Source organism: Streptomyces sp. NPDC006450 (genome assembly GCF_040612195.1).
Taxonomy (GTDB): domain Bacteria; phylum Actinomycetota; class Actinomycetes; order Streptomycetales; family Streptomycetaceae; genus Streptomyces.
In genome coordinates this window covers 1-7,884 of sequence record NZ_JBEXPT010000190.1, presented here as the reverse complement: position 1 = coordinate 7,884, position 7,884 = coordinate 1, and the positions used below count along the sequence as shown (strand labels likewise).

At 74.0% G+C, this 7,884-nt stretch carries 5 protein-coding genes; 2 read left to right on the top strand and 3 right to left on the bottom strand.

Annotated elements, in window-relative coordinates; genetic code table 11:
* Window positions 1-162: 162 nt before the first annotated feature.
* On the bottom strand, window positions 163-1,272 hold the full coding sequence (gene prfB / locus ABZY57_RS31110) for a peptide chain release factor 2 (RefSeq protein ID WP_356517636.1): 1,110 nt from the start codon (window positions 1,270-1,272) through the stop codon (window positions 163-165).
* A gap of 313 nt (window positions 1,273-1,585) precedes the next feature.
* On the opposite strand from prfB, the gene ABZY57_RS31105 reads away from it, so the two are divergent.
* Window positions 1,586-2,659, top strand: coding sequence for a 2-oxoglutarate and iron-dependent oxygenase domain-containing protein (locus ABZY57_RS31105; protein ID WP_356517634.1), 1,074 nt, complete (start codon window positions 1,586-1,588; stop codon window positions 2,657-2,659).
* A 90-nt stretch (window positions 2,660-2,749) separates the two neighbouring features.
* Here the strand turns inward: ABZY57_RS31105 and ABZY57_RS31100 are convergent, their stop codons facing one another.
* Together ABZY57_RS31100 and ABZY57_RS31095 are read right to left on the bottom strand one after the other, a co-directional pair.
* Window positions 2,750-3,997 (bottom strand): serine/threonine-protein kinase, encoded by a 1,248-nt coding sequence (locus ABZY57_RS31100; protein ID WP_356517632.1) that lies wholly within the window; start codon window positions 3,995-3,997, stop codon window positions 2,750-2,752.
* Window positions 3,998-4,180: 183 nt separating this feature from the next.
* Window positions 4,181-5,977 carry a protein kinase gene (locus tag ABZY57_RS31095; protein ID WP_356517630.1) on the bottom strand — a complete coding sequence of 599 codons (1,797 nt, stop codon included), beginning with the start codon at window positions 5,975-5,977 and terminating at the stop codon, window positions 4,181-4,183.
* Between the two features lie 494 nt (window positions 5,978-6,471).
* Here ABZY57_RS31095 and ABZY57_RS31090 point away from each other — a divergent pair.
* Window positions 6,472-7,884: FHA domain-containing protein (locus ABZY57_RS31090; RefSeq protein ID WP_356517628.1), on the top strand; the 1,413-nt coding region annotated here is incomplete at its 3' end.

Below are 7,884 nucleotides of genomic sequence, written 5' to 3'. Positions count from 1 at the left end.
CAGGCCGTCCCAGACGGCGACGAGCCGGTCGCAGGAATCGGCGATGTAGGTGCCGGCCGCGTAGTAGGCCTCGTCGGTGGAGCGGCAGAAGACCTGGACACCGTGACGGTGTCCGGGCCCTTCCGGCGCTTCTGACCAGCGTGTTCCTACGCAGCTGCGTGCTTAGGCGGTCTGCTCCTGCTGCTTGCGCCAGCGGATCCCGGCCTCCAGGAAGCCGTCGATCTCGCCGTCGAGCACCGCCTGCGGGTTGCCGACCTCGAACTCCGTCCGGAGGTCCTTGACCATCTGGTACGGGTGCAGGACGTAGGAGCGCATCTGGTTGCCCCAGGAGCTTCCGCCGTCCTTGAGGGCGTCCATCTTGTCCTTCTCCTCCTGGCGGCGCCGCTCGAGCAGCTTGGCCTGGAGGACGTTCATCGCGGAGGCCTTGTTCTGGATCTGCGAGCGCTCGTTCTGGCAGGAGACCACGATGCCGGTCGGCAGGTGCGTGATGCGCACCGCGGAGTCGGTCGTGTTGACGCCCTGGCCGCCGGGGCCCGAGGCGCGGTACACGTCCACGCGCAGCTCGCCCTCGTCGATCTCGACGTGGTCGCTGGACTCGACGACCGGCAGCACCTCGACGCCCGCGAAGGAGGTCTGGCGGCGGCCCTGGTTGTCGAAGGGCGAGATCCGGACGAGGCGGTGCGTGCCCTGCTCGACCGAGAGGGTGCCGTAGGCGTACGGGGCCTTGACCACGAAGGTGGTCGACTTGATGCCGGCCTCTTCCGCGTACGAGGTCTCGTAGATCTCGGTCGGGTACCCGTGCCGCTCGGCCCAGCGCAGGTACATGCGCTGGAGGCGCTCGGCGAAGTCGGAGGCGTCCACGCCGCCGGCCTCGGCACGGATGTTGACCAGCGCCTCGCGCTCGGCGTACTCGCCGGAGAGCAGGGTGCGGACCTCCATCTCGTCCAGCGCCTTGCGCACGGAGATCAGCTCGCTCTCCGCCTCGGCGAGGGTGTCCGCGTCGTCCATCTCCTGGGCGAGGTCGAACAGCACCGCGAGATCGTCGATGCGCCCGCGCAGGCTCTCGGTCTTACGGACCTCCGCCTGGAGGTGCGAAAGCTTGCTCGTGATCTTCTGGGCGGCCTCCGGGTCGTCCCACAGGGACGGCGCGGCGGCCTGCTCCTCGAGCACGGCGATATCTGCCCTCAGCTTGTCGAGGTCCAGGACGGCCTCGATCGACCCCATGGTCGAGGAGAGGGACTTCAGCTCTTCGGAAACATCGACGACTGCCACGGGTCCAGCGTAGCCGGTCCTCGGGGGACGCTCTCCGGCCAGGCCGAATCACCCGTACTAATGGCGGGTCGCACGGGCGTACGCTCACGATATGACCGTCTTCCTCGTCAAGCGCCGCCACGTGGACCACATGCGTGTCACGACGACGAGCTGTCTGCCGCCGGACCATCCCCAAGCCTGATCCACCCCGATCCGACTTGGTCCTGTACGCGGCCTCGCGGTCCCGGCGCCAACCCTGCCGGCGGCCCTCCCCAGCCGCGGCCCCCGCCACCCCTGGGGACAGGACCCCGTGACATCCCGAAACGGAGCCGTCATGCCGTCCGCGCACCCTTCTCCTTCTCCCTCGTCCTCCCCTGCCTCCTCACCTTCTTCCACCGCTTCCCCTTCCTCCGCGGCCCCCTCCCTCCCCGTCCTGGACCTCTCTCAGGCGGACGATCCGGCGCTGCGCGATTCCTTCCGGAAGAAACTGCACGCGGCCGCCCGGGACAGCGGCTTCCTGCACCTCACCGGACACGGGGTCACCGCCGCCGAGACCACCCGCATCCTGGAGCTGACCAGGGCGTTCTTCGCCCTCCCGGAGGCGGACCGGCTGGCCGTGAGCAACCTCAACTCCCCGCACTTCCGCGGCTACACCCGCATCGGGCACGAGCTGACCGCAGGCGCCTCCGACTGGCGCGACCAGCTCGACGTGGGCGCCGAGCGGGCGGCGCGGGAGGTCGGACCGGACGACCCGGCGTACCTGTGGCTGGAGGGCCCGAACCAGTGGCCCGCGGCGCTACCGGAATTGCGGGACGCGGTGCTGGAGTGGCAGTCCCGGCTGGCGGCGGTGGCCCACCGCCTGCTCCGGGAACTGCTCGCCTCGATCGGCGCCCCGCCGGACTTCTTCGACGAAGCCTTCGCGGAGCGGCCCCACTTGCACACGAAACTGATCCGCTACCCGGGATCCGCCCCGACGGGCACCGACCAGGGGGTCGGGGCGCACAAGGACTACGGCTTCCTCACCCTCCTCCTCCAGGACTCGGTGGGCGGGCTCCAGGTGGTCCGGGACGGGGCCTTCCTGGACGTCCCCCCGATGCCCGGGGCCTTCGTGGTCAACCTGGGCGAGCTGCTGGAGATCGCGACGGAGGGGTACCTCACGGCGACGGACCACCGCGTGGTGAGCCCGGCGGGGAGCGTGGAGCGGTTCTCGGTGCCGTTCTTCTACAACCCGAGGCTGGACGCCGTCATCGAGACGGTCCCGGGCGACTACCTGGACGCGGCGCCGGGGATAGCCCACGACGCGTCGAACCCGCTGCACGCGGAGTACGGCCGCAACGAACTGAAGGGCTGGGTCCGCGCCCACCCGGCGGTGGCGCGGCGCTGGCACCCGGAACTCACCGGGGCCTGACCCCGAAGCCCGCGGGGCCGCAGCCCCGAAGCCCCGCGGGCGCAGCCGGGGAGCCCCGCGGGGCTGTCGCCTACCCGCGGGGCGCGCCGGCTACGGGGTCGTCGAGCCCGACTGCTTGTTGTCCTGCGGCGGCGCCGCCGAGTCGGAGGAGACGGCCAGCCAGCTGCCGACACCCACCGCGGCGGCCAGCGCGACCGCGGCAGCCGACAGCGCGAGCCGCCGCTTGCGGACGGTCTCCGCCCGGTGCCGCGCGGAGCCGGGCCGATGCCCGCCGGCGGGCCGCGGCACCCGCGCGGTGCCCAGCGCACCCCCCGCCAGCTCGTCCGGTCCCGGCACCCGCATCGAGGTGTGGGTGTCCCGGTTGGAGTCCGTGGAGGAGCCGGGGACCAGCGGAACCACACCCCGCCGCCGCACGGGATCCGCGGCCGCCTCCGGTTCCACGAACTCCGCCTGCTCCGGCTCGTCCGGTTCGTCCACGTCCAGCGGCGGCATCCCCGCCAGCAGCGGCAGCAGGTCGCGCAGCCGCAGGGAGAGCTCCGAGGCCCGCAGCCGCGAGGCGGGGGCCTTCGCCAGGCACTGGACCATCAGCTGCCACAGCTCGTCGGGGATGCCGGGCAGCGGGACGACGGTTTCCGTCACGTGGCGCCGCAGCACCGCCCCGGGATGCCCGCCGCCGAACGGCGTGAAACCGGCGAGGAGTTCGTAGAGCACGGTGGCCAGGGCGTAGATGTCCACCGCCGCGCGCGGCGGCAGCCCCTCCACGATCTCCGGCGCCAGGTAGTCCGGCGTGCCGATGATCCGGGTGGTGGGGGCCGAGGCCCGGCCGCCGGTGGCCCGCCGGGGGGAGTCGATGAGCTTGGCCACGCCGAAGTCGGTGAGCAGCGCCGGGTGGGCGCCGCCCGGGCCGAGCGGGCCCTGCATGTCGAGCAGGACGTTCTCGGGCTTCACGTCCCGGTGCACGACCCCGGCCGCGTGCGCCGCGGCCAGCGCGTCGGCGACGTCCGCGACGATGGCGACGGCCGCCTCGGGGGCGAGCCGCCGCTCGCGGTCGAGGCGCGTGCGCAGGTCCGTACCGCGGACGAGGTCCATGACGAGGGCGAGGTCGTTGCCGTCCACGACGAGGTCGCGGACGCAGACGACGTGCGGGTGCTCCAGACCCAGGAGGGCGCTGCGCTCCTGGACGAACCGTCCGACGAGTTCCTGGTCGGACGCGAGGTCCTCGCGCAGCAGTTTGACGGCGACGGGGCCGTCAGGCCCCTCGCCCAGCCACACCGTGCCCGCGCTGCCGCGCCCCAGGATCTGGTGCGCGGTGTACCGGCTGCCGATCTTCCGTGCCACAACTGCTCCCTCAGCGGCTGGCGTACGTGCCAAAGCTACGCGGCCAGGTGGGTGTTGGAGTCCACGGATCGCGGCGACCTTCACTTCTGCGGGCGAAATCACGTCCCAGAAGTCGACAAATCCACGAAGTCGGTGCCGCGGGGCCCGATTCGGGCCCCGCGGCGGCGGCCCCCGGGCGTCGGCTCAGGGATTCGCGCCGCCTCCCGTACCGCTCCCGGCGGTGTCGCCGATCGTGCTGATCCAGTCGACGGCGTCCGATCCCCAGGTCCACACCTGGTCGAACCAGCCCTTGCCGGTGCCGACCCATTCCTGGAGTCCGCTGAACTCCCAGATCAGCCAGCCCGCGACGAAGAACAGCAGGATCATGACGAGGCAGCCCTTGAGGCAGCCCAGCCCCGGGATCTTGATCGGGTTCGCGCTGCGGCGCGGCTCGCGGGGCTCCCGCCGCTCCGGCCGGCGTCCCGGCGGCGGACCCTGCGGGGGCTGCTGCTGGGGCGGCGCCTGGGGCTGGCGGTACTGGGGCTGCCCCTGCGGCTGCTGGTACTGCTGGGGCTGCTGCGGCTGATAGTGCTGCGGCGGAGGCTGCGGCGAGTACGGCTGCTGCGGGTACTGCTGAGGCTGCTGGTACTGCTGCGGCGGCGGGGCCTGCCGGTACGGCTGCTGCTGCGGAGGCTGCTGGGGGCGCTGCTGGGGCCGCTGCGGCTGCTGCGGCTGCTGGTACTGCTGCTGCGGCGGCGGGCCCTGGCGCTGCGGCCGGCGGCGCAGCGGGTCCTCGCTCGGGTCCAGGTACTGCATCTGCGTCTGCTCGTTGCGGTCGCGGGCGGCCTGCATCTGCGACTGCCACGGGTGCGGCTGGTCCGGCCGCTGCACGGGCGGCATCACCGAGGTCGGGTCGGCGCCGGGCGCCCCCGTGCTCGGGAGGACGGACGTGGCGTCGGCCGCGCCGACCGGCGGCAGCACGCTGGTCATGCCGTTGGGGTCGTAGGCCCCCACCGGGGAGGCCCCGGCCCCTCCGGGCAGCATCTGCGTGGCGTCCGCGGCGCCCGGGGTCTCGGGCACCGGCGCGGGCGAGGGGTCGGGGGCGAGGAGCGCGCCGACACCGAGGGCGGCCTCGACCTCGGCGCCCGTGGAGTGCACGCCGATGCCGGCGGCGACGACGCGCAGGCCGCGCGCCAGGGTCTCGGCGCTGGGGCGCTCGTAGGGCTCCTTGCGCATGCAGCGCTCGATGACCGTCCACAGCGGCTCGGGCACGTTCGGCGGGCGCTGAGGCTCCTCGCTGAGGTGGCGGTGCAGGACCTCCAGCGCGGTGCCGCCGGCGAAGGGCGGCCGGCCGGTGAGGAGCTCGTAGAGCAGGATGCCGGCGCCGTAGATGTCGACGGCGGAGGTCTGCGGACGGCCTTCGGCGGACTCGGGGGCCACGTAGGCCGGGGTGCCGACGAACTCGTGCGTGCGGGTCAGGCCCGGGGAGTCGGCCAGGCGCGCGATGCCGAAGTCGGTGAGCATCGGCTTCATCTGGCCGTCGCGCTCGTCGACCAGGACGTTGGCGGGCTTCAGGTCCCGGTGGACCACGCCGTCGGCGTGGCTGGCTGCGAGCGCGTCCGCGATCTGCGCGGTGAGCAGGCTCGCGGCGACCGGGCTGAAGGGGCCGTTGTCGCGCAGGTACCGGTGCAGGTCCGGGCCGTCGATGAGGTCCATGACCAGGGCGAGGAGATCGCCTTCGACGACGAGGTCGCGGGTGCGGACGATGTTGGGGTGGGTCAGGCGCAGCAGGACGGAGCGCTCGCGCAGGAAGCGCATGACGATGTCCGGGTCCTGGGCCAGCTCCTCCTTGAGGACTTTGATGGCCACGGTCTCGCCGGGGTGGCCGGCCACCGCCGCCTCCGCACCGGCCGCCTCACGCTGGCGGGCGCGCCAGACGGTGCCCGTGGCGCCGCGCCCGAGCGGCTCCTCGAGCAGGTACTTGCTGCCGACTGGCCGCACGTCGCGCGCTCCCTGCTGTCGTCGATTCCGGCGAGTGATCCGTGCGTGATCCACGCTTGATCCACACCTGATCTGCGAAATGGTTTTCCGGCCCACTCTAGGGCTTGTCCCGAGGGAAGACGCGGGGTGAGGGTGGTTGGTTGCCGCACATATGCGCGAAGGGTGATGTTTATGGCGTATGCCCGGGGCGATTTTCTCAGCCATCGTGTCGCTATCCGATCGGCCCGATTGCAGGTCCGGTGCCGGTCCGCGACCGATCAAGATCACTTGCCGGTGGGTGGCGGGCGTGTTGAGGACGACAGGTGCGAGGATGCACCCGTACGGAACGGCCGGGACGGGAGCCCCGCCTTCCGGGCAGACCTGACCGGACGACGCGTCCGTGCCGGGTGGGGGCGGGCGGACGGGCACCACGTGCGAACGGCACGGGCGCGCGTCCCGCGGGTCCCTGCCGGGCGCACACACCGCGCACCGCGCAGAAGGGACCGCTGACGGCGATGCAGATCCGGCTGACCGTCCTTGGGTCGGGGTCGCGCAGCGGCCACCAGACCGCCACCGCGACCGCCTCCGGCGGAGGCACGGGCGGAGGAGGCGCGCCGGCGAGCTGTGACGTACTCGTCACCGCGCCCGCCGGCACCGCGCTGTCCGCGGTGGCCTCCGGACTTGCGGCGACCGTCGGCGGACCCGACACCGGGGGCACGGTCGTGCTGTACGCCGGTCCGGAACGCCTGGACCCCGCGCGGTGCGCACTCGGCGAGCCACCGCTCGTGGACGGGGCGGTGCTGTCGCTGAACGTGCCCGGCCCCGACGTCCGGGCGGACGGGACCGCGGCCGCGACCGTCATCGGCGACGGGCCGCAGCTGCACGTCGTGGCCGGCCCGGACGCCGGCGGGGTGCACCTGCTGCACCCGGGGGCGATCCGGATCGGGCGCTCGGCCGACGCGGACGTCCCGCTGGACGATCCGGACGTATCGCGCCTGCACTGCACCGTGACGGTGCTCCCCGACGGGCGGGTGGCGGTGGCCGACCTCGGGTCGACGAACGGTACGACGCTCGACGGCGCGGTGGTCGGCGCGGAGCGGGTGGCGCTCGCGCCGGGGGCGCTGCTGCGGGTCGGCGAATCCACCCTCCGCCTGGCCGTGGGCCCGGGCCCCGCTCCCCTCCCCCTCACCCCCGACCTGGAGGGACACCTCTCCGTCCCCCTGCCGGGACCCCACCCCGACGCGGCCCCCGGCCACCCCGATTCCGGCCACGCCGGCGCTGCGCCGGGCTCGGCGGCGGGGTCACATCCCGAGGGCGGCACCCCTGACGGAGCCTGGGTCGGCGCTGCGCCGGACACCCCGGCGGCGTCCCACCCCGCAGGCGGCGCCCCCGGCGGAGCCTGGAACGGCGGGGCGTACCCCGACGCGGGGAGCCCTGGGACACAGGGACAGATCCCCCGCCCCTCGCCGCACTGGGACGGCAGTGCCCCAGCGGCCCCCGCCGCCCCGGGCGCCGGGCAGCACGCCGCGGGCGGCTGGGGCGCGCCCGGCTCCGCTCCCTCGGATCCCTGGCCCTACGGCGGGACCGACCAGGACGGCGAGGCCGGCTCCCCGCGCGCGGGCCGGATCGCCAGGCCCGCGTCCGCGCCCGGCGCGGCGGGTGCCGGTGCCGGGCAGTACGGCCGTGCCGGGGCGGGAGCGGGGCAGCAGACCGGGGTCGAGCACCACGGCGCGGACGGCTGGGAGGAGCCCGAGCCGGCCCGCTCGGCAGACACAGGGGCGGAGGCACGCCGCGGGGGGCGTCGCGGGATCGGGGCCTGGGCGCGGAAGTGGGTGCGCGGGGCGGAGGCCGCCGAGGCGGAGGAGGTCGCCGACGCCAGCAGGTACTGCTCGGCCGCGCCCCGGGGATCGTGCAGTTCGCGCAGCAGG